We start from the raw sequence: 22487 nt of genomic DNA, 5'->3' as shown, positions 1-22487 counted from the left end.
TCTTTGCAGCTTTGCTGATTCTCCCTCATCATTTGAAATGTGGTTTCACTTTCTGCAATTAAGGTCGGCTTTGAATATCTCCTCTGCTTTACGCCAGGTTGTTCACGGCACTCGCTGGCACTCTAAACGCAAGAGCTACAAAGTGTTGTTCTGGCGCGAGATAACCCCGCTTGCTGTTCCTATCTTCATGGAGAACGCCTGTGTCCTGTTGATGGGGGTCCTGAGCACTTTTCTGGTCAGCTGGCTGGGAAAAGATGCGATGGCCGGCGTGGGGTTGGCGGACAGCTTCAATATGGTCATTATGGCTTTTTTTGCAGCTATCGATCTTGGTACTACTGTCGTTGTAGCATTTAGTCTCGGTAAGCGAGATCGACGACGAGCGAGGGTGGCGACGCGGCAGTCATTGGTGATCATGACGTTGTTTGCCGTACTGTTGGCAACGCTAATTCATCATTTTGGCGAACAAATTATTGATTTCGTCGCGGGTGATGCCACGACAGACGTTAAAGCACTGGCGTTGACTTATCTGGAGCTGACCGTACTCAGTTATCCAGCAGCTGCCATCACTCTTATTGGTAGCGGGGCACTTCGTGGTGCAGGGAATACGAAAATACCGCTACTGATTAACGGTAGCCTGAATATTCTTAATATTATTATTAGCGGCATATTGATTTACGGCCTTTTCTCCTGGCCGGGACTGGGATTTGTCGGGGCTGGGTTGGGTTTAACCATTTCTCGTTATATTGGCGCAGTTGCAATTTTGTGGGTGCTGGCGATTGGTTTTAATCCTGCGCTAAGGATTTCGTTAAAGAGCTATTTTAAACCGCTGAATTTTAGCATTATCTGGGAAGTCATGGGGATTGGTATTCCAGCGAGTGTCGAATCAGTGTTATTTACCAGTGGTCGGTTATTAACCCAAATGTTCGTTGCCGGGATGGGGACCAGCGTTATTGCCGGAAATTTTATCGCGTTCTCAATTGCGGCTCTTATCAACTTACCCGGAAGTGCGCTCGGTTCTGCTTCTACGATCATTACAGGCCGAAGGTTGGGGGTAGGGCAGATAGCGCAAGCAGAGATTCAGTTGCGGCATGTGTTCTGGCTGTCCACTCTTGGATTAACGGCCATCGCCTGGCTAACGGCTCCCTTTGCCGGGGTTATGGCATCGTTTTACACCCAGGATCCACAGGTTAAACACGTCGTTGTGATTCTGATTTGGCTAAATGCTTTATTTATGCCTATTTGGTCCGCCTCATGGGTGCTACCCGCTGGATTTAAAGGTGCTCGTGATGCCCGTTACGCCATGTGGGTTTCGATGTTGAGCATGTGGAGTTGTCGGGTTGTAGTCGGTTATGTGCTGGGAATCATGCTTGGCTGGGGTGTGGTTGGCGTCTGGATGGGAATGTTTGCCGACTGGGCTGTGCGGGCCGTGCTGTTTTACTGGCGAATGGTTACTGGACGTTGGCTATGGAAATACCCTCGATCCGAGCCGCAAAAGTGTGAAAAAAAGCCAGTTGTATCGGAATAAACGACAAAATGCAGATTATTTCAGCAAACGATTTCAAATTTAAAAAACAGGCTTTGACATTGTGGGTGGGCATCGCTAATATTCGCCTCGTTCTCACGATTCCTCTGTAGTTCAGTCGGTAGAACGGCGGACTGTTAATCCGTATGTCACTGGTTCGAGTCCAGTCAGAGGAGCCAATTTCCTGCTTTCATGCATCCTTGCGAATCCTTATGTTATTTTTATTCAACAGGTTAGCGTGAAAACTCTTCCCGGTGCATTTTGATTTTACCCTCTGCATCGGGAAAAATTGGTGGTCAAATCTGGGGTCAGGTTAGTTCGATAATGGAGTGACCCCCATATGTCCCTTAACGACGCAAAAATCCGTAGTCTCAAGCCCACTGATAAACCCTTTAAAGTCTCCGATTCCCACGGTCTGTATCTGCTGGTCAAACCAGGCGGTTCCCGTCTCTGGTATCTTAAATACCGTATTAATGGCAAAGAATCCCGTATTGCACTGGGTGCCTACCCTGCCGTCTCCCTGTCTGACGCCCGCCAGCAGCGCGAAGGCATCCGTAAGATGCTGGCGCTGAACATCAACCCGGCGCAGCAACGTGCCGCTGAACGCGGCTCGCGCATGCAGGAGAAAATGTTTAAATCCGTGGCACTGGAGTGGCACAGTAGCAAGAAAAAATGGTCGCAGAATACCGCAGATCGCGTGCTTGCCCGTCTGAACAGACATGTCTTTCCGACCATCGGGCATCTACCAGTTACCGAGCTTAAATCACGTCATTTCATTGAATTACTGAAAGGCATTGAGGAAAAGGGCTTGCTTGAAGTTGCGTCCCGCTCGCGGCAACACCTCAGCAACATTATGCGTTATGCTGTTCATCAGGGGTTAATCGAAATCAACCCAGCTGCAAATCTTGACGGCGTGACGGCTTCTCCCGCCAGACGACATTATCCCACCCTGCCACTGGAGCGCCTTCCTGAGCTGCTTGAACGGATTGACAGTTATCACCAAGGACGGGAACTCACCAGGCTTGCAGTCCTGCTGACGTTGCATGTGTTCATTCGCTCAAGTGAACTGCGCTATGCTCGTTGGACAGAGATTAACTTCAGAAATCGGATCTGGACGATACCTGCCACACGCGAAGCGATTGCAGGCGTACGTTATTCCAGTCGAGGTGCCAAAATGCGTACACCGCATATTGTGCCCCTTTCTGAGCAGGTTATCTCTATTCTGAAAAGGATTAAGGAAATATCTGTCGGGTATGAACTGGTGTTCCCCGGCTATCATGACCCCTACAAGCCGATGAGTGAAAATACTATCAATAAGGCACTTCGCCAGATGGGATACAACACGAAACAAGATATCTGCGGTCATGGTTTCCGGGCAATGGCGTGTAGCGCGCTGATGGAATCCGGTTTATGGTCGCAAGATGCAGTGGAGCGTCAGATGAGTCACCAAGAGCGCAACACTGTGCGTCTGGCTTACATTCATAAGGCCGAACATATGGAAGCCCGCATGGACATGATGCAGTGGTGGTCGGATTATCTGGATATGTGCAGTGAAATCTGGGTGCCCCCGTACATCTGGAGTCAGCAAAACATTAATCTCGCAGTAACCTGACTTATGAATAATCTTGTAAAGAACCAGGCCGTATCAGCAAACGCTGATACGGCTTTTCATCCACAGGCCGTTTTTCATCTTCTAAGTCGTCCAGGACATCATGGTTCTTAATACACATGCGTTCGCATGTGCTTATGTTAAGTAGACTTATTGTCTTACACATTTTATCCGTATCATTAACCAGAATATGTTCCGGAGCAGCGGGTGATAGTGCCGCCAGTCCACACTCATCGCTGCCCGGAAAAATCATCAGTGGGGAGGCAAACGGTAAGCACCCCGCTATTCTGCAAGACATTTCTGCAGTTTATTTAACCTCCCCGAAGCATTTTTATAAGGCGAGGCGGTATTAAATTGAATCATACGACCTCGGGTCCATTTATTATACCAAGGTTTACCGTAAAGCTCATCGTTACTGAATCGTTCAATCAAAGCCACGAGTTGCTGCTTATTTTCCTTTAACCGTGCCAATAAAACTTCGTACTCTGTAATATCCTCATAGTCACGGTAGAATTTCTGTGCTAAACGCCCCAATTCATTCCATTTAAATCCTTCCTCAGGAAAAATAATAGTTTTTCCTTTTGCCTCTTGGTCATGCCAGTGTAACACCAGCTCTCCCCAGCCAATCAGATAGGAAACCAGATTCGCTACGCTAATCGTAGTCCCCTTCGCGTGCCCTTCCAATAGAGGTTCAAAGGCGAGTTGGGGCGTAATAGATTCTAGCTTCTTATTTAATAAAGAAAAATTACTATTAATAGCTTTAATTAACTCTTCTTTTGATGATGGAACAGCCATATCTATTGCTCCTTGTATAGTTACACAACTATTTCTACCCTACTATTTCGAGTGATTCAATCGTCTGGTTCACATAACCTACCACCTGTTCAAAATGCTTATCGACAAAAAAATGATCGGCAGCAGGAAATATAATAGTCCGCGTCTTTCGTGTGGTGAATTTTTCCCATGCAAGTAATTCATCCTGCATTACCAGATTGTCAGCATCGCCATGAAATAGCACGATCGGACAGGTTAATGTGCGCGCCTTGGCCTGAAATACATACTGCTCATAGAGCCGATAATCGTTTTTAATGATGGGGGTGAAAATTGTCATTAACTCTTTATTACGAAAGACATCAACCGGAGTTCCGCCCAGCTTGACGATCTCTTCCATAAACGCCTGATCGGGCAAGGTATGCAGTATTACTTCATGAGAGGCCCGATCGGGTGGGCGACAGCCGGAAAAAAACAGCGCGCATGGCATGTCATGTCCATGATCGAGAATATAATGCACCAGTTCGAAGGCCATGATCCCTCCGAGACTATGCCCAAAAATGGCGTAGTCTCCACCTGTGTAGTGTTTCACAAATTGTTGATAAAGGTCAGCGACGGCATCCACCATCGTAAGACACAGCGGCTGGCGTATTCTAGTTCCCCTCCCCGCAGGTTCTAAAGGCCGCAAAGTAATATTGTCCGACAGCACGCTACGCCATTTATAATACATGGCGGCAGAACCACCTGAATATGGCAAACAATACAAACTGATATTACTCATCGTCCCACTCCTTGTTGTGTAATAGAATTCGTTTAATTTGATGATTTAATGTCAGAACGAAAGCTAACAGGATAATTCCGAACGGTATCGCCAACACGCTCGATGGACCCCATACCAAGATAAAACGCCAGTCAAGTCCTGGAGATAGTATACCCGGTGCGACATAGAGCATGGCGGCCACGAGCCCAGGAACCGCCAAGGCGATGATATAGTCACGTACGCGTAAACGTAACCTCTGCTGTTTTCCAGGGCCATGCGCCGTTGCGCGATAAACACGGAAAGCACCGCGCACTACAACCACCGCCCCCCAAAAACACAGCAACAACGTGAGGTAGACGAAAAGGGTATCGGTGGCTGTAATTGCATCACCAGCGCCGTCAGCATATTTGCCAATGCGCAGATAATTATCGATATCCGCGCAAAGCTGTAGTATCAGATTCGAATTCATATTTGCCAGCGCAACAATGCCAATCTGCTGATCCGGTCGCAACGCAATGCAAGAAGAAAAGTTTGGATTCTGCCCACCGTGACTGATGTAAGGGCCTTGATTCTGGTCGATAAACCAACCGCTGGCATAGAGGATACGATTGTCTGCGGCAAGCGGAACATCACTATTACCACGCCAACTGTTACTCATCGCCTCACGCAGCGTTGCCGGCAAAGCCTTTCTGTGCAACCAGGCGTCTATCCATATTTCCATATCAGGCAGAGTGCTATGGATATAGGCGGCAGGAACATGGTTCCGGGCCAGAGGCGCATGAAACAGAACGGGTTTGCCGAATCCCAGTTTATAGCCGCTTGCCTTGTTGACAATAATCTCATCCCCCTTAACTGCCACAGTCGCCGACATGCCCAGCGGCTGCGTGAGTCGTTCCGCAATGACCTCTGTAAAGGTTTTTCCCGTCACATTTTCAATCACCGCGCCCAACACATCATAATTGGCGGAGGCATAGCTAAACTTCGCACCCGGCGCAAACAGCAGATTCTCGTTGCGCAGTTGCTGTGCCACAGCGCTCCCAGGCATAGGGTTTTCCAGCCGAGCCAGTGTTGAAAAAGGCAATCCTGATGTATGATAAAGGAAATCAGCCACGGTCAGGGAAGCAGGTTTTCCCTGATAATTCAAGCGCATTTCCGGCAGATAGGTAATGATATCATCCCCTTGCCGGAGTCTGCCTTCCTGAATCAGTATTTGCACCACAAGTCCGGTAAACGCCTTACTCATCGATCCCAGCTCGTAAACTGTGTCTAGAGTATTCGCTTTCTGACTAGCCACATCGGCAACACCGTAGACAAATCGCTGACGTACCCCCTTAATGGTCACACTTACGGAAAGGGCTGGGACCTTGGCCTCCTGCATCCGTTGGTGAATTAATGTCGACAGGCGCTCATCTTGCGCCCCGATAGGCTCATGTTCTTGCGCCAAAGCGCACATAGCGGAAATAAAGAGCAGCATACAGCACAGGAGATGATATAATGTTTTAATGCTAACGTGTTCCATTATTGTCATCCTGTGAACACCTCATAAAATACCATCAACACATTCGGAGATAAATTCACTGTGCTCACGGATAGCGGGTCTGGCATAAATATCGGCGGCAGTCAGTCCGATTTTATAAATGTGGTTACAGCTGTCGACGAAAGAGATAACGTGCATCGAGGTCGCTCCGTATTCGAAAATAACCGCGTGTTCGTCATAATGATCGATGCATAACAATGAACGCCAGGTTTTCTCCACAAAGTCGCTGACCGACAAATAACTCACTGGTAACATAGCGTTCTCTCTCGCATCACTGGACTGAATTTCATACCGGACGCGATCAAACGAATAACCGGGTAAGCCTATAGTCTGCACGGCTGGCATTTCCGGTAAACAAATAGTCACTCCTCGTTGCCAAAGAGTGCCCAACAGCGGCAGGATGTCCTCAGGCGTATCCGTATTCAGCATGGGGGAAAATACTGTTTGCCCAACCCACTGCGCATGCTGGTGATACAATATGGAAAACGTCCCCGCGCGACCGATTTCCAGCATCAGCGTTCCCTCCGTCACCGCCAGATTAGCCAATATTTCGCTCAGTTCACTGTTGCCGGCCAGCGTCTGCTCCGGTGTCGTTTCAGCCACAATCACCTGCTGAACAGCGTTTTCCAGTGAGATGATGCGCGCAACATACTGCGCTGCTGCAGCCCCCGTCAGGTAACCGATGTGCTGCACAGGCGAGATACTTTGTTCGATCAGCCATTCACTAAGACTCACCTGCTGGATAAACTGACGCAATGCTGGCGTCCAATCGGCTGGTTCGCAGATTTGTGCAACATCCTGAGACAGGCGCTGGTGCCGCTGGCGCAAGTTAGGTTGACAAGCCAGCAAATGCGTCAGGGCACTCTCCAGCTTATCGTCCCGGTCCGGATATAGGAACACCAAGGTAGTTTCCATATTGATAGGGGTAAAAGACATGTCAGCATCCCGCAGTTTCGCCAAACTTGCACGCAACGCTACCACACTGTCTGCCGCCAGCGCACAGCGATACGGGAAATGTGCCCGGCGTTGCGCGAGAGTATAGGCGATACGATCTTTATCTGCTTCCGCATAGGTCGCCAGAGCGTGATAATGAGCATCCAACTGTTGTCTAAGGGCTAATGGCGTTTTGGCGCTGAAGAAAAACAGGCGGCGCTCATTTTCTTGCACCGCTTGCGCAGGCGTCTCGCACCAGTTTTGCAGAACCAAATGAGCATTGGTCCCTCCCAGCCCAAACGAACTAACGGTGGCATGGATCCTTTTCGTTTGTGGGACAGAAGTCACTACATCACTGAGATAAAATGGCGAGGCTGGCTGCAACAGTTTTTTATGTTTATTTACTAGGTTGATCTGCGGGGGAACTAAACCAGTATATAGCGTCAGTGCGGTTTTCATTAAGCTGACGATACCGGAAGCGACTCCCAGGTGACCCAAGTTGGCTTTTACCGCACCCAATTGAATGCTGTGCGGCGCACATGCCGGTGCGAAAACCCGGTGCAGAGCTTCAAGCTCAATCTCATCACCCAACGGGGTACCGGTACCGTGCGTTTCGATCAGTGCGATATCAGTCGGTACGACTTCTGCGGCGGCAAGCGCCGTATTGATCGCTTCTACCTGTCCTTCTACGCTGGGGGCGACAAACCCCAGCCGACGCCCGCCGTCGTTATTTACCGCACCTCCTTTAATCACCGCATACACTCTGTCTTGGTCGCGTAGTGCATCCTCAAGACGTTTTAGCACCACAACTCCCGCACCGCTGCTGTATACCGTGCCGGTCGCCTCAGCGCTAAACGGGGCGCAGTGTCCGTCTTGCGATACCAGCTTATCACCTTGCGGACTGTAGCCGTGCGCCTGTAAAAAACCCAAGGTGACCCCACCTGCCAACGCAACATCGGCTTGAAAAGTCAATAACCCCTCGCATGCTAAATATGCTGCCACCAACGAACTGGAACAGGCGGTCTGTACACTCACAGCGGGTCCGGTAAACCCCAACTTGTAGGCAACCTGAGCACACAAGTAATCCTTTTCGTTACCAATCTGCGCCTGAAGATAATGGTGATCGCCGCTCATCTTCAGGTATGGATAGACGCGATCGATAAAATAGTTATTGGCGTAGGTCGCCCCATAGACGCCGACTCGCTTAAGTTGCGTGGGAATATAGCCCGCATGCTCAAGAGCGTTGTAGCAGCATTCAAGAAATATTCGTTGTTGCGGATCCATCAACAGGGCTTCGCCAGGCGGAATATTGAAAAATGCAGCATCGAAGTCATAGGGAGCGGTGATTATATTGCGCAGCCTAATCCAAGGGTTCCCATTATCGTCTTCTGTGCATGTCGGTTGAGTGAACTCCTCACCCGCCAGCAACTTATCCCACCACTCGGGCACCGATTCCGCACCGGAAAAACGCCCGCTCATGCCAATAATGGCAATATCCAGTGAGCCACAGGTAAAATCATCCTTTGCCATTGTTGTATTCCTTAAGGGTTGGCATCGTGTTTATAGTGTCCACAAAGTCGGCGCGCCCGTCAGCGTGGCGCTGTGTTGGCACAGCCAGGCATCCAGATCAGTGAGGCTGTTCTTGTAGCGCGCCAGCAGGAGTTGCACATCATTCAGCGCAATGCGCGTGGGATCGAAACGGCAGTGGAAGGAGAGACCATCAGCTGCCGAGCGCGCAATATTAAACTCCAGCACGCAGCCGAGCGCGTTTTCAGGCGCGGTATAGATATCACTATTAAAGTGATCAATATGAAAATAGCGGAGTGAAGGTTGCGCCTGCACACCGATGTAATTCATTCGGATCCCTTGCGCAAGAGAGTCTTCCGGTGCATGCCGCATTTGCAGCAGACCGTAATCTCCCCCACCATGCGTGCGTTTTGCCAAATCGGAAGCGATCGCAGATAACAGTGTCGCCATATCGCCATGCAGAGGGATCGCCCAAGGATAAAATAGAGTAAACCACCCGACCGTATCCGCAACGTCAGGCTCATCGGGCCAGCAGCCGCGTCCCATGCCTTCCATCTCGATGCGACACCAAGGCTCTTCGCTGTAGTAACGCAGCACCAGCGCCAATGCCGTTAGCACATAGGTTTCGGCGCTGTACGCGGTATTACCACTGGATTCAAACAACCTCCTGACGCAAGGATGGCGAAAGTCTTCACGCCAAGCGCGCGTACGAGGTAATGAGTCATCTGGCAATGACACGGGTGGGAAATGCAGCGGTAGCGTTTGACATACTGTGCGCCAGCTTTCGTGTGTGGCGGAATCTACCGTTTTGCTCGCCAGATAGTCATTCCAGCGATGCAGTCCGCTGTTGCTGGTGCCATTGACAGTGCTGACGGCGTCCAGCGTGCTGAGGATTAAATACCAAGAGTGCATATCGACGCACAAGTGATGGGCACAGAGTACCAGCGTGCTAGACGCAGGCTGCGGGGCGTGTAACAGAGCTGCCGTAAAGACTCGACCATTTGTCACGTCAAGCATGCTATTGCACTGAGCGATCACCTCTGCCAACGTCCACTGCGCCGTCGAATATTCCGTGAGCACCTCGTTGGGATAACACACATTAGGGTCGCATACTAGCAACCGCCCCTCAGCGTCCAGCGCACTGTGCAAAGCTGGCTGCTGCTGGATTAATGTATGCAGCCTGTTGTGTAACTGCTCGAGCGGGCAGCCCGGCAACACTTTCAGCACAATGACATGGTTATAAACATTGGGCACTGGCAACGCCAACTGCGTAAACCAACGCAATGCGGGTAGATCGATACGGGTGTTATGAGCATACTGCGCGAGCTGTGACACCGTTGTATGACTAGCGAGAAACTCACAGATGGCGTTCACTGTTCCACACTCCATCACCTGCACCGCTGACATCGTCCAGCCGTGGTGCCTGAGCTGCGCTGCAATCTGGATACTCTTGATGGAGTCCAACCCCAAGACATAAAGATTTTCGTTATCATCAAACTCAGTTTGCTCCAGCGCCCCTTCCACACATACCCGAACTGAATGCCTTATCGCCGCATCTCCCAGCCGCTCGCTACCCGATGCAGGCGCGGTGTTTCGGACCGTTGCGACCATCTGACGCACGTCCACCTTGCCATTGTGCGACAGCGGCAGTTGGGCGATAGCACAGCACTGCTTGGGTTGCATGTAGGTGGGTAATTGCTGACGCAGATGTTGCATTACGGTAGCTACATCAACAGATGACGGTGTCACGCAGGCTAGCAACCCGCTGTGCTGCCCCTGCACATCATCAATCACCGCCACCGCCGCACTTTCTACCTGAGGTGCGCTCAACAACGCTTGTTCGATTTCGCACAGCTCAATACGATAGCCATTAATTTTGACCTGATCGTCTTTACGTCCCTGATAAACCAGCGTATTAGGAGCGATGGCGTAGCCAATATCACCGCTGCGATAGCCAATCATCACCCCATTGGTATCTTTAAGGTAGGCGGCGGCCGTTTGTTGCGGCGCATCGATATAGCCCTGCGTCACTGACGCGCCATAAATCACCAATTCACCAGTTTCGCCTTCCGGTACCGGACAGCCCCAAGGGGAGCAAATTGCTACCTGGCAACCGTCGATCGCCATACCGATGGGCAATGAAGGCAGCGTTTCTTGCCCGGTGTAGCGATAGATCATGCAACCAACGGTGGCCTCTGTCGGCCCATATTCGTTATAGATCACGGCCTGAGGAAAGAGAGCAGCCGCCTTACGCGCCAGATCCCGCTTGAAATCCTCCCCGCCAACCACCAAGGTACGAATCTGCTCACTGCTTATGCCAGCCGCACACAACAACCGCAGGTGTGCAGGCGTCAGTTTGATCACTGTGTTGGGCTGATCAACCACGGCCATGCGCAGCAATGTTTCGCTCTCGGCGTGCCGACAAACGCTGATGCTAGCGCCCACACATAAGGGGGCGAACAGCGTAGTGATGGTCAAATCGAAGGACAGCGAAGAGTAGAGCGCAGCCCGGTCCTGCGCTGTAAAGTAACGTTCGGCGGCGAAATGGAGATAGTTAGCCAGATTGCCATGAGAGACTTGCACGCCCTTAGGCTCGCCGGTCGATCCGGAGGTAAACAGCACATATGCCAGATCCTGCGGTTCAATAGCTGGCCAAGGTTCTCTAGCAAGCGCCGAAGTGGCTAAGGCCTGGAGCAAGCTGGACGCGGGAAACGCCAGCGCCTGCGTCAATTCATGCATCGCCGGATCGTAAAGGATATGCGCTACCTGCGCTTTACGACACATGGCGTAAAGGCGGGTCGTTGGCAACGCGGGATTTAGCGGCAGAAATGCCGCGCCGCAGCGCAAAATACCATAAATAACCATCACCGTTTGAGCGCTATGCTCAGCGATAATCCCAACCACTTGACCGCGTCCGATCCCCTGTTGGCGCAGATAACGCGCAACCCGCTCAACAGCGTCATCCAACTGCCGATAAGTCAAAGACTGTTCATTATCAATTAGTGCTGTGCGATCACCATGCTCCACAACTTGCGCTGCAAATCGGGAAGTAAATGAGGGTTTGAGTGAGCCACATGCCAATGCGACGTGCGGCGCAGGATAGACTTCGAGATCGCCTAGACGAGCGTCAGGTTGCCGATCCAATGCAGTGACTAAATCCAACAGCCCATTTTTCATCGCTGTCAGTTGGTGCGGAGTGAAAGCGCTACGCAGCGCCTCCAGACTCAACCTAAGGCTTTCTTTATGATTATTAACAGTTTGCAAAACAATCTGTAGCTTATAGGACTGCTCGCCGCTGTAGTAACTCTCCACGCGTTGCGCGGCACCTGCAATGTGGCGTTCATAGGTAAAGTTATAATAATTAACGCAATAATCGAACGCCCGCAACTTCCCTCCCCCCTGTTCCGCCAAATCCTGGTTGAATAAGGTAATGGGATATTTGCTGTGTTTAAAACCGCGTTTCAGTTCGCGCTGGAAAAAGGCCACCCGTTCACAGAATCGTTCCGTGCGCACCAGTCGATAGGCCAGCGGCAATTGATTAGTAAACATGCCAAAGCAACGCCGCGCCTCGCGAGTATGCCGATTGGCTAACGGCACGCCTATTACGCCTTTTTCCTCCCCCCATACTCTGGCGCGATAGAGAGCGAAGAGTGCAATAAACAGCGTATTAAGCGTACAGCCATAACGATTACACAACCTGTAGAGACGGTTAATCATGGCTGGCTCAAGCCAAGTGGAACAACTGATGCCCTCAGTAGTAACGATGGGGGAACTGTCTGGAAAGCAGTCGCGGTATTCGTCGATATAGTCACGCCACCAGCCACGATCAACGGCAAAGCGCGTTGACGCCTGATAAGATTGCTGCTGCGCCAGAAATGCGCTATAGGCTGGTGACGCATCATCTGGTACGTCCTGCTGTTCGTATGCTCGCTTGACATGGTTTGACAACAACGCCATTGACCAACCATCAGCAATGCCGTGATGGGCTTTAAATAAATAACCGCTGTATTGTTCACCGCACGTAAAGGTGACAAACTCGAACAAATCGTGCGCCAGCAGGGTAAAGGGCTGCCGGAACCACTCATCAACAAATGTTTCGATCGCCGCTGGGCGTAGGTTCTCCTTGTCATAATCTGGGGAAAAAGTCAAATGGCGGATATCGCGCCAGTGATAAGGCTGCACTTGGCTGACCACTTCACTCTCCTCTCCCATCACAAACCACATACGCAACGCATCAAATTGCCGAATGGCGGACTGGATGGCCGCGTGTAGTCGGGGCAGATCGACAATTCCCTCAATGGTGACCACACCACCAATGATGTTTACGGCACTGTAAGGATACAGTTGATCAATGATGTGGCACTGTTCCTGTGGCCACGACAACGGATTGCCCGACATCATGGTGCCACCTCCATATCCAAGTGTTGGGAGCGCACCGCCTCCTGATTCCATCGCAGCAGACGAGGTGAAAGACGCAGCAGACGCCACGCCAACAACGCAGCCACAAAAGTGCCGCTCATCGCCCCAAAATAGACGCCGGTAATACGCATCTCTAACACAATCGCCAGCAGGTATACGACAGGGACAGATATAAACACGTGACGCATCAGCGTCAACAACACCGAATACCAAGGCTTACCAATGGCCTGATAATATTCACTTGCTAACAGGCTGATAGCGACAAAGGGTAGTGCCAGTGCCATGATACGGGTTTGCAGTACCGCATAGTCACTCACGGCAACAACACGAGTAAACAGGGGATACATCCAGGGTGCCAGTACAATATGCATAACGGCTAACACCAGCACAATAGAGAAGGCCAGCGCGACGGCGGCCCAATAGGCATTCAGCGTGCGGGTGACATTTCCGTGTCCCCAGTTTTGCCCCACCACAGTCAGCAACGCGGTCGCGATAGCCAGCATCGGCGTGATGATGAAATAGTCGATGCGACCAGTGAGCGTAAACGCTGCCATCGCGTTTACGTCCAGCCTGACGATAAAAAAATTATAAATCACTATGCCGACCGCAATGATCAGTTGCATCAGCATCTGCGCCATGCCGACGGAGAGAAACTCTCGGTAGATTTTCCAGGAGAATGGGCGTAACGCGATGCGTATACTCAACCCGATATGTAATCCCATCAATGTGTAGATGAAATAGGCGACCATACTCAGTTGCGCCAGAAACGACGCCAATGCCACCCCTTTCACACCAAAATCGAATACAAAGATCATGATTGGATCGAGCATAATATTTACCAACGCCCCCAACAATGAGGCCTTCATGATGACCATGATCTTACCCGCGCCTTGAAACAGCCCCATCATGACGCCAATCAACATGATGCTGAACACGGTCAGCAGCGAATAATAATAGAACTCCGTTGCGTAGCCGATGATGCTCTTCGTGGCCCCCAGTGAGCGCAATAGCGGCTGGGCATAAACATAGCCAAGTACGGTGATCACGATCGCAAAGAATAGCGCGATGATGATACCGACCGACAAAATCCGCTGTGCACGATCCAACCGCTGCATGCCGATGGCGCGGGACAGCAAAGATCCCATACCGATTTGAATGCCGTTGGCGATGGCAAATAACCCCATTCCAACGGGGAAAACCAGCCCCACACCGGCAATGATGCCGCTGTTGGTGACATCAATGTGGCTCAGCCAAAAAATATCGGCGATGGCATAGGTCACCTGCGTTAACATACCGACAAACATCGGCAACGCCATGCGCAGGAGTAATTTATACAGCGAGCCGTCAAACATACCCGCCACCGTGAACAGCTCATCGTTCGGCGTGCCGTTGTCTGGCTCAAGCTTATTCACCGTCATACCTGCTCCTTATTCATTAAATGCGCCGCACCTTTATTGGCGCTGTCACCGATATCCGCCTCTAGTACCCTTCCGGTACCGTGAATCCGCCACTGATGCTTTCGCAGAACTCAGCAAAGTTAATCGTCACATCATCGTGAAAATGCCCGGAAATGATCTGTATGCCGCACGGAAGCTCATCCATCGTTTTCGCCAATGGGTAAACGGTGGCAGGCAAACCAAAAACCGTTGCTAACATGTTCCAGAACAAATGTTCGTTGTAATCTTGCGGTTCGCCATTGACGATAAGCTTGCGCTTACGCACCGGCTGCTGCATGTGCGCAAACGCCAGCACCGGGCTGACAGGTGTCAACAACACGTCATAACGCGCGAAAAGGGTTTCTATCACCCGGCTGTATTCGTGGCGGAGTTTGTCTGTATTCCGCTGTTCGCCACTGTCTTTCAGCATGCCCTGGTAATAGCTCGTTATCCCCTCAGGCACATCCGCCAGCTTGCCCACAAGCCTGAAGCCCAGCGCAGCCAGCCCGGCTGTAAGACGCTGGCGTCCATTGAGCGCCGTACTTACCAGCCGACCACTGAGTTTGACTGCTATATCAAACAGTGCGTCGGGATCGATATCGGCGGGCATAGCATCATCAACCTCCACGCCAGGCTGTGCGCGTAACTTGTCGATAAACGATTGAAAACGCTGTGCGATCTGTTGATCTATCTCATGGTGGGGCGCACTAAACCACGTGCACACGCGGTAGTTTGCTTTGGCCTGATAACGGCTAAAATCGGGAATACGCGGCGGTTCCACCCAGAATGTGCTCAATGCGCGCATCATCAGACGCAGATCCGCCGCGCTGCGCGCCATGGGGCCCGCCGTCGAGAGATCCGGCTCATCAGTCGCTTGCGGACCACCACCGGGCACATGTCCTCTGACCGACATCAACCCCAAGCTACAACGATGGGCATAGACACCTGTGTAGTGTGCGGGAATGCGCAGTGAGCCAAACAAATCGCTGCCAAATTCCACGGGGGTGAAATCCGCCGCCACCGCCACCGCCGCTCCTCCGGACGATCCGCCGGGTGAACGTTGCCTATCCCACAGGTTATGGGTGGTGCCATACAGATCGTTATAGGTTTGCCAATCGGCAGTCATCATCGGCACATTGGTTTTTCCCATCAGGATCGCCCCGGCAGCGCGTAAGCGTGCGATGGAAGGAGCATCCTGCGTCGCCCGGTTATCTTTCAGATAATGGGCACCGGACGTGGTTAACCACCCTTGCACGTCAAACGACTCCTTAACAGTACAAGGTAATCCGTGCAACACGCCCCTTGCGCGCCCCTCCAGTCGCTCACGATCGGCGCGCGCGGCGGCCTCCAACGCCAACGCATAGTGCTGCTGCACCACCGCATTCAACGGCTTGTTAAACTGCGCCATACGTGAAAAATAGTGATTCACCAACGCCACTGAGGTGGTTTCTCCGGACGCCAACTGTGCCAACAGTGTCCCTGCGCTACGATAGCTCTGCTCACTCATCGCCCTTTTCTCCCTGTTGGGCACGTTTACGCCGCAACGCCAGATTCTCGCGCGCAGCGCTGACCTGCGAAACCTCAGCCTGCGCTAATACGATATCGTGGGCGGCGGGTAGATTGTGCAGTTGCTCATCAAGGTAACGCGCCACATCCGCGATGGTTGGCAGACGGAACAGATCGACAATGGGAATCTCCTGCCCGATAATCGCCTCAAGTGCCTGCTGAATACGCACCAATTCTATAGAACTGCCCCCCAGCGAGAAGAAATCGTCTTCGGCCGACACGTGGCTCACGCCGAGTACCTCCTGCCAGAGCGCCACCAGCCGCTGTTGTAACGCACTGTCCACCTGGATTGGACCCACGCCGTCACGCTGGTGGGCAATTTGTTCGCCCTGCAGCTGTAATTTTTGCCGATCTAGCTTGCCGTTAGCGGTTAACGGAAAATCGGTCGCTAACATCAGATCACTCGGCACCATATAGTCAGGCAGTTGCTGACGCAGGCCGCGCAGCATGGCATCTTTGTAGCTCTGCATGTCCAGCGGCGCAGCGGTTTCCTTCGGTTTCTCATAGGTGGAGAAATCGCGCAGCAATGCTGCAGCACTTGCCGCCTCTTGCCCTATCGCGCCCCCCACGGTGCAATGGACATAGCGATGATGTGGCGACAATTGAAAATGCGATGCCACAGCGGAAAAGTCTGCCATCCCAAGTTGGCACAGCCCCAATCCGTAGCGCGGCGCATCTTCTTCCAGTAAATGGCAGAGAGTACCTGCTTCCATCACCGAGAAGTGCCAAGCTGCCTCTTGCCCATAGAATGGCGAGATCACCGCCATATCAGCCACCATAAACAGCGTGAATGCCGCCCGATCGGCAATAGACTGATTAGGTCCGGCATGAAAACCACTGTTCAGCTCGACTTCTGGTGCTACCGGCATAAGACAGCTCTGTCGCGGGTCGAAGTAGTAAATACCGGATACTCCCTCTTCGATCTTGTCTGGATGCAGGTACACGTAGGTTTGCACCGGGTATAGCCCCCCGGCGGACGCATAGGCATACTTGGCAAAAGGTAGACCGGGTAGACGCATCTGCCCCAAGCCCGACAGCAATTGCCCCAACTGTGCCAGCGTGGTTTTTTGCGCGCTGAAATGACGATAGCTGCGGCGTTTGATGTAACGTGTGCTATCCGCCGGTGCCGTCAGTGCAATGCCCAGACCATCCAGCGCGCGAATATGTGGCTCCTTGAGTTTGAACGCTAGACGCTGTGCCGGATTCACAATAATACCCTGCGCCAGTGCCGCCGCCTCCGCTTCCTTAGCTTGCAATGCCTGCGCCTGGTGGCGATCGTGCAGTTTGGCAAAAGCGACCAGCCGACGATGTTGAGAATTACCCACTGCCACCACCACTGACTGCTCCACATCGGGATGTCGCGCAATGCAGCGCTCGATTTCCCCCAGTTCGATACGGTAACCATTCACCTTCACTTGGGTATCGTTGCGCCCCAAAAAGGCGACTTGCCCGTCAGCAAAGTAGCGCCCGCGATCCCCAGTGCGGTAAATTCGCTCACCACTCGCTTCGCGCCAGACAAAGCTCGCCGCCGTTTTCTCTGCGTCGTTCAGGTAGCCTTGTGCCAGCCCCATCCCGCCAATGCAAATCTCTCCTTCCACCCCGACCGGACATTCCTCCAGTTGCGCATTTAGCACGTATACTGGCTGGTTGCGCAGGCCCCGACCGTAGGGAATACTGGTCCACGTCGATTCCACCTCACCTATCGGGTAGTAGACCGACCAGATGGCGCACTCGGTCGCTCCACCCAGACTGATGATGTCCATCGTTTCATTGAGCCGCTCGCGCATCTGCTCCGGTAACGTTAGCGGGATCCAGTCGCCGCTCAACAGTGCCAGACGCAACGTCGGATAACTCATCCGATCGCCGCTGTGGTATTCGCACAGCATCTGCATCAGTGCGGGCACTGCATTCCAGACGCTTACATGACCGTGTGCCATAACTGTCTGCCAATGACGCGGATCTTTTTCCCGTCCTGCTTCCGGCAGTACCAGCGCTGCACCCACCATAAAAGGCGCAAAGGCATCGTAAACCGACAGGTCAAAGCTCAATGATGACAGCCCGAACACCCTATCCTGCGCATTGAGGCCAAAGCGTTCGTTGATGTCTTCCAGCGTGTTCATGGCCGCACGGTGGTCGATCATCACTCCTTTCGGGGTACCGGTGGAGCCGGAAGTGAAAATGATATAGGCCAGATCCGTGACATCCCCAGCCACTTCAGGCAACGGCGCAGCAGGCGTGTCCAGCATTCCGTCGTCGATGATCAGCACGGGCAGCGACGGCTCCAATTGCGTGAGACCCGGCTGCGTTACTTGTACCCGCACCTCGCCCACCGTCAGCAAAAGCTGGCGACGCTGTGGCGGTAGCACCGGATCCACTGGCAGATAGACCGCACCCAGTCGTAAAATGCCGTGTACGGCGGCAATCTGCTGCCAGCCTTTTTCCATCACCACCGCCACGCGGTCGCCATGCTGCACGCCCAGCGCTAACAGGGCGCGGGCCACATGATCCGCCGCCGTCGACAGTTGGCGATAGGTCAATTCACGGATAGGACTGATCAGCGCAGTTTCCTGTGGCGTCAGTGCTGCCTGACGCAGTAACCCATGGTGCAACAAGGCCGTAGGTGCAGGAGCCTGCGTGACCGGTGCACTAACGGTGGGCAGCGCCAGCACATCTTGAGTCTCATGCCAGAGCTGTGGTCGCTGGGCTAGGGCGTGCAGGAGTTGGCAATAACACTGGAACATCTGATCCATTAGCGCCGGTTCAAACAATTGTTCCACCACGTCCCAATTAAAGTGCAATTCCCCGTTACGCTCCATTACCTGATGATCGAGCCACACCTGCGGTGTCTGTGAAATACTGTACAGATCATCCTGCGGTTGGTTGAACAGCGTATCATCCGTTTCCCAGCTCGCCTCATATTGATTGAGCAAGCTGGTGAACACGATAGGAATCACCGATTTCGCCGGATCGCGGTGAGTTTGTACCAGCAGTCGAGAGACCTGGATACCGCCAAACAAGCGGTTATCCAAATCGCGCCACAGTTGAGAGTGGATCACGTTTGCCCGCGCCTGCAAGGTTTCTCCCTGCGACATATCAATCTCCAGCAACGTCAGTGCAGTAAAATCGCCAATTAAGTGATTGATATCTGCGTGCAACGGCAGACGATTAAACAGCGTCAGGTTAAGGCTAAAGTGCGGCGAGGAACTAAAGCGCGCCAACACCTGAGCAAACCCCGTGAGCAGCAGTGTAGTAGGCGTGATACTCATCTGACCCGCCTGCGTTTTCAAGCGCTGCCAGATAGCACGAGATAGACAATAGCTACGGCGCACGAATGTGGGGTTTTCCAGCTTCGTGGGGTCGGTACGCAGCGGCAATCGTGGCCCCGGCGGCAGAGTTTCGATGCGGGCGCGCCAGTAGTCACGTGCCCGTTCAAACTGCGGCGTTTTCTCGTAGGATTTTAAGGTCAGCACATAGTCGCGGAAACTGTACGTCAATGTAGGCAATGCCGCCTGCGGATGGCGGTAGTGATAAGCTAGTTCCCGAATGAACAACTCCAGACTCCATGCATCGGCTATCAGCAGGTCGATAGATACATGTAGCCGGGCTTTTTGCTGCGGATCAACCACGACCTCCATCTGAAACAGAGGCCAGCGACTACAATCAATCATCTGATGTGAGAGGGTGTCACGCAGCTCACGGCAACGCTGTTGAAACGCATCCTCGCACTGGGTGGTATAGAAGGCAACGTGGTATTCCGGCACGTTTGGCAATATCTGCTGCATACCGTCATCGTTGACAATTGCACGCAACATGCTGTGCCGCGCAATCACCGCATTGAGCGCGCGGTTGAACGCTGTTTCATCTAGCCCCTGTAGTTCATATTCCACATAGATATGGGTGGAAATATTGCCCAATCCCAAGGATTTTCGCCGCCCAACCCAATAGGCCTGTTGCACGTCAGTCAGCGGAAAAGGTAGGTGCTGCTGGTCAGGGGCAAAGACCGTATCAGGCAATGCTGAAACCGCTGTCTCACTGCCGCCTTGTTCGAGCAGATAGCAACTTAATCCCTCGATGGTGGGATCGGCAAAGAATGCGCTTAGCGTACAGGTGATGCCGTAACGTTGCTGAATATCATATAAAATGGTTGACGCTAACAGCGAATGCCCACCCAGTTCGAAGAAGCTGGCGTGGTGATCATCAATGCTGACACCAAGCGTGCGTTCCCATATCTCCGTCACCACTGCAATAATATCGGATTTTGTTGCGCGGGATAAGAGATTATTCGACGATTCGTGGGAGAACGTGGCAGGCCGTACGGCCTCGACCCAATAGCGCTGCGGTGTAAAAACGGTCCCCGGCAGGGCGATGCGTTGACTGCCCAACATACGCTCCGCCGCATCCACCCAGCGCCAATCTAGGCTGACGCCAGCCAACCATAACTGCCCTAACGCCTCTAGCGCGGTGCGATTGGCATCACTCGCCGCGTCGTCCAGCATCAAAGAGCAGACATCGGGCTGCAAGAGGGGATTCGTCGGCACATCATCAAACGGTTGGCCCGCATTCAACCTGTGCCATGCTTGCTCTAGTGTGCAGTCTCCTCGTAGTACGGCGGCAGCATAGCCACCATCACCGTCGCCGCATAGCACCACATTCAACGTTTCCCGTTCGTCAATCAACGCGATCAGCGCATACTGGCTGATAAACGTCCGTTGCGCAGGGGAGAGATCTTGCAGACAGGCTGGTTCGAGCGGAAAATGCTCGAGCAGTTGTCCCACCGCCTGTGACAACACCTCAGAGCACGCCAGCCAGTCACTAAGCGTCTCGAGTGCAACAACGAAACGGTGCCCCAATCTCCAGTAGATCGTGCAACCCGTGGTTGCCTCCACCATCGGTGCGTCGCGGAGTTGTCGGGCTAGCTGGGTGCAATTCTCTGCGATGACACACTTACGTACCGGGGCGGAGAAACGCCCGTGACGCAGGGTGTAAGCCACGTCCTGTAAGCGTATCTCTGGATGTGCGGCCAGTTTCGCCAGCAGGGCGTTTTGCATCTGTTCCAGGGCATTGTGGTTTTTTGCCGAGAGTACAACGACACAAGGCCCCATCTGCTGCGCCCTCGCCTGCGGCGTCGATAACGGCGCTTGTACCACCAGATGTGCGTTGGTGCCGCCCAATCCGAACGCACTCACACCAGCGGTGCGTGGCGTGGTGCCCTCCGGCCAAGGCGTTAAACGGGACACCACTTCAAACGGGCTGTCCTCCAACCCCAGTTGCGGATTAGCCCGTTGAAAATTCAGCGTAGGGTAAAACACCCGGTTAGTAAGACTCAGCACCGTTTTTATGAGACTGGTGATGCCAGATGCCATTTCTACGTGACCCACGTTAGGTTTCACAGCCCCCAGACGCCACGGTGTCGCATTCGGCGCTGGCGTCCCAAACACACGTTTGATGGCCGCGAATTCGATAGCGTCACCCAACGGCGTGCCGCTGCCATGCAGTTCTAGATACTGAATTTGCTGCGGCGTCACCTCCGCCAAGCTATGCGCCTCAATCATCACAGCTTCCTGACCATCAACACCCGGCACGGTATAACCACTGCGCGCACCGCCATCATTGTTGATGGCGCTTCCCTTGATGACGGCAAGGATGTTATCCCCTTGCACCTGCGCGTCTGTAGCCCGTTTGAGCAGCACCATGCCCAAACCACTGCTGTAGACCGTACCGCTCGCCTGCGCATCAAAAGTATGAATCAGGCCATCCTCTGCTTGCAGCCCATCACCGTGCGATTCATAGCTGCGCTGCTCCTCCATGCGAAACGTGACGCCACCCGCTAGCGCCATATCGCACTGACCGCTCAGCAGCCCTTCGCAGGCCAGATGCACTGCCACCAGCGAGGTGGCACAACTGGCCTGAACCGTCACGCAAGGGCCGGTAATATTCAGGCGGTAAGCCAGTTGGGACGTCAAATGATCTTTGTCATTGCCGACCATGATTTGGAGACCACCGAGTTGTGCAAGCTTGTCTGGGTTGTTCATCAGGTGAGTAAGCAAATAGAAGCTGGTACTCACGCCCGCATATAGGCCGACGCGCGCATCGTGCTGCTTCGGGTTGTAACCGCTTTGTTCAAACATCTCCCAAGCACAGGTCAGAAATACGCGCTGCTGTGGATCCATGATTTCTGCTTCTGCACGGCTGTAGCCAAAAAAGTTGGCATCGAACTCCGCCATGTGCTCATAGACGTTGTTCAGCGTAATGTGATTGTGGCCGTTGCTCGGGGTCACTTTGGGGTCCAAAATGTTGCATCCGGTGCGAAGCACCGTTTCGAATGCCGCAACGCTGTGCACGCCGGGGTACCGGCAGTTCATGCCAACAATGGCAATATCGCTTTCACTGTAAGTCATTAGTTTTTC

Annotated in this window: 10 protein-coding genes and 1 tRNA gene; 3 read left to right on the top strand and 8 right to left on the bottom strand. The window is 52.8% G+C overall.

From position 1 onward, the window contains the following. Positions 1-37: 37 nt before the first annotated feature. From yeeO to HBM92_RS09415, 3 genes are all read left to right on the top strand, one after another. On the top strand, positions 38-1525 hold the full coding sequence (gene yeeO, locus HBM92_RS09425) for a toxic metabolite efflux MATE transporter YeeO (protein WP_017686620.1): 1488 nt from the start codon (positions 38-40) through the stop codon (positions 1523-1525). Positions 1526-1625: 100 nt separating this feature from the next. Beyond that, positions 1626-1701, top strand: a tRNA-Asn gene (locus tag HBM92_RS09420). 161 nt (positions 1702-1862) lie between these two features. After that, entirely contained in the window at positions 1863-3134 is a 1272-nt protein-coding gene (locus HBM92_RS09415; protein WP_000055671.1) for a tyrosine-type recombinase/integrase, read from the top strand. A gap of 279 nt (positions 3135-3413) precedes the next feature. Here HBM92_RS09415 and clbS read toward each other — a convergent pair whose 3' ends face one another. The 8 genes from clbS to clbK form a co-directional block, all read right to left on the bottom strand. Further along, a complete protein-coding gene (gene clbS / locus HBM92_RS09410) occupies positions 3414-3926 on the bottom strand; it encodes a colibactin self-protection protein ClbS (RefSeq protein WP_000290498.1) in 513 nt (170 codons plus the stop codon). 34 nt (positions 3927-3960) lie between these two features. After that, entirely contained in the window at positions 3961-4683 is a 723-nt protein-coding gene (gene clbQ, locus HBM92_RS09405; RefSeq protein ID WP_000065646.1) for a colibactin biosynthesis thioesterase ClbQ, read from the bottom strand. After that, the gene (gene clbP, locus HBM92_RS09400) at positions 4676-6190 is read right to left on the bottom strand and encodes a precolibactin peptidase ClbP (protein ID WP_002430641.1); all 1515 of its coding nucleotides are present in this window, start codon (positions 6188-6190) and stop codon (positions 4676-4678) included. Before clbP ends, clbQ begins: the two co-directional genes overlap by 8 nt. A 12-nt stretch (positions 6191-6202) precedes the next feature. Continuing rightward, complete coding sequence (gene clbO, locus HBM92_RS09395) at positions 6203-8662, bottom strand: colibactin polyketide synthase ClbO (RefSeq protein ID WP_001029878.1); 2460 nt, start codon at positions 8660-8662, stop codon at positions 6203-6205. A 30-nt stretch (positions 8663-8692) separates the two neighbouring features. Next, on the bottom strand, positions 8693-13060 hold the full coding sequence (clbN, locus tag HBM92_RS09390) for a colibactin non-ribosomal peptide synthetase ClbN (protein WP_001327259.1): 4368 nt from the start codon (positions 13058-13060) through the stop codon (positions 8693-8695). Next, positions 13057-14496: a precolibactin export MATE transporter ClbM gene (gene clbM, locus HBM92_RS09385; RefSeq protein ID WP_000217768.1), complete on the bottom strand. Its 1440-nt coding sequence runs from the start codon at positions 14494-14496 to the stop codon at positions 13057-13059. Before clbM ends, clbN begins: the two co-directional genes overlap by 4 nt. 61 nt (positions 14497-14557) lie before the next feature. Next, positions 14558-16021, bottom strand: a complete 1464-nt coding sequence (gene clbL / locus HBM92_RS09380) for a colibactin biosynthesis amidase ClbL (protein WP_001297937.1) — start codon at positions 16019-16021, stop codon at positions 14558-14560. Further along, positions 16014-22478, bottom strand: coding sequence for a colibactin hybrid non-ribosomal peptide synthetase/type I polyketide synthase ClbK (gene clbK, locus HBM92_RS09375; protein ID WP_000222467.1), 6465 nt, complete (start codon positions 22476-22478; stop codon positions 16014-16016). Before clbK ends, clbL begins: the two co-directional genes overlap by 8 nt. Positions 22479-22487 lie beyond the last annotated feature (9 nt).

The sequence above is a fragment of the Escherichia sp. E.sYA108 genome (genome assembly GCF_011754335.1).
In the GTDB taxonomy this organism is placed as follows: domain Bacteria; phylum Pseudomonadota; class Gammaproteobacteria; order Enterobacterales; family Enterobacteriaceae; genus Escherichia; species Escherichia coli.
This window is presented reverse-complemented; position numbering and strand designations above follow the sequence as displayed.

Excerpts from the sequence above, each read along its gene's own strand:
- clbM (WP_000217768.1), bottom strand. The coding sequence starts at position 14,496 with ATGACGGTGAATAAGCTTGAGCCAGACAACGGCACGCCGAACGATGAG.
- clbO (WP_001029878.1), bottom strand. The coding sequence starts at position 8,662 with ATGGCAAAGGATGATTTTACCTGTGGCTCACTGGATATTGCCATTATT.
- clbP (WP_002430641.1), bottom strand. The coding sequence starts at position 6,190 with ATGACAATAATGGAACACGTTAGCATTAAAACATTATATCATCTCCTG.
- clbQ (WP_000065646.1), bottom strand. The coding sequence starts at position 4,683 with ATGAGTAATATCAGTTTGTATTGTTTGCCATATTCAGGTGGTTCTGCC.
- clbK (WP_000222467.1), bottom strand. The coding sequence starts at position 22,478 with ATGACTTACAGTGAAAGCGATATTGCCATTGTTGGCATGAACTGCCGG.
- yeeO (WP_017686620.1), top strand. The coding sequence starts at position 38 with ATGTGGTTTCACTTTCTGCAATTAAGGTCGGCTTTGAATATCTCCTCT.
- clbN (WP_001327259.1), bottom strand. The coding sequence starts at position 13,060 with ATGATGTCGGGCAATCCGTTGTCGTGGCCACAGGAACAGTGCCACATC.
- clbS (WP_000290498.1), bottom strand. The coding sequence starts at position 3,926 with ATGGCTGTTCCATCATCAAAAGAAGAGTTAATTAAAGCTATTAATAGT.
- HBM92_RS09415 (WP_000055671.1), top strand. The coding sequence starts at position 1,863 with ATGTCCCTTAACGACGCAAAAATCCGTAGTCTCAAGCCCACTGATAAA.
- clbL (WP_001297937.1), bottom strand. The coding sequence starts at position 16,021 with ATGAGTGAGCAGAGCTATCGTAGCGCAGGGACACTGTTGGCACAGTTG.